The sequence below is a fragment of the Chryseobacterium sp. Leaf394 genome (assembly GCF_001424105.1).
Classification (GTDB): domain Bacteria; phylum Bacteroidota; class Bacteroidia; order Flavobacteriales; family Weeksellaceae; genus Chryseobacterium.
In genome coordinates this window covers 888-2,143 of sequence record NZ_LMQH01000016.1, presented here as the reverse complement: position 1 = coordinate 2,143, position 1,256 = coordinate 888, and the positions used below count along the sequence as shown (strand labels likewise).

Genomic DNA, 1,256 nt, shown 5'->3' with positions numbered 1-1,256 from the left:
CTATGCGATTGGTCAAACCTTCAACTAAGAAGAAGAAATCTCGCCCGCCGCCATTGTGGACCCAAACAACACACCGACAACTTCGCGCGCATCGGAGACGTCGCTACATTCGAATCCATAGAACTGCTACAAACACTTAAAAACATAACCCGTACTTTAGACTCCAGCATCAACCTAAAACCGATCTTAATGACTACAGCAATGAATATGTTTTCGCACTACATGTGCAACGTGAGATTTGACGCCGAAAACGACGAAGATTTCAAGCGCATCGTCGACCATTTTGACGAAATTTTCTGGGAGATTAACCAAGGTTATGCCTTAGATTTTCTGCCGTGGCTCCAACCTTTTTACAAGAAGCATTTAGATAAACTGTCTAACTGGTCTTCAGATATTCGCTCGTTCATTCTTTCAAGGATCGTAGAACAGAGGGAATTGGATCTGGACATAGAAGGGCCTGAAAAGGACTTTCTAGATGGGTTGCTAAAAGTTTTACATGAAGACCCGACGGTTGATAGAAATACTATAATCTTCATGCTTGAAGATTTTCTAGGCGGTCATTCTTCGGTGGGTAATCTTGTCATGTTATGTTTGACAGCTGTGGCGAGAGACCCTGAAGTCGGCAGGAAGATTAGGGCAGAATTAGACGGTTTGACTAAAGGCAAAAGGCCTGTTACATTACTCGACCGTCATAGTTTGCCATACACAGAAGCAACTGTCTTAGAATGTCTAAGATACGCCTCATCCCCTATCGTTCCTCATGTAGCTACGGAGAACGCAGCAATCTCAGGATATGGCGTAGAAAAAGGAACGATAGTCTTCATAAACAACTATGAACTAAACACTTCAGAGGAATACTGGAATGAGCCGGAGAAATTTGACCCATCAAGGTTTCTAGAAAAGACCAAAGTTAGGGTTCGAAGGAATTCTTTCTGTGATTCCGGCATGGAATCTGATGGGGAAAGGCCGAGCAAGCCAGCGGAGACGGAAAAAGAAGTCTGGTCTGTTAAGAGGAACATCCCACATTTCCTGCCTTTTAGTATAGGTAAGCGAACGTGCATTGGTCAAACTTTAGTAACTACGATGAGTTTCGTCATGTTTGCCAGTATAATGCAGGAGTTTGAAATTGGGGCTGAAAATTTGGAAGATCTAAGACAGAAACCGGCGTGTGTGGCTTTGCCTAAAGATACGTATAACCTATTTTTGATCCCGAGAAAACATTGATCTTTTTGATTTTTTTGAAAGTACGTAAATTA

At 42.4% G+C, this 1,256-nt stretch carries 1 protein-coding gene; it reads left to right on the top strand.

Going from position 1 to position 1,256, the window contains the following annotated elements; all coding sequences use genetic code 11:
• The first annotated feature begins 90 nt into the window (after window positions 1–90).
• On the top strand, window positions 91–1,224 hold the full coding sequence (locus ASG21_RS19755; RefSeq protein ID WP_082480183.1) for a cytochrome P450: 1,134 nt from the start codon (window positions 91–93) through the stop codon (window positions 1,222–1,224).
• Window positions 1,225–1,256 lie beyond the last annotated feature (32 nt).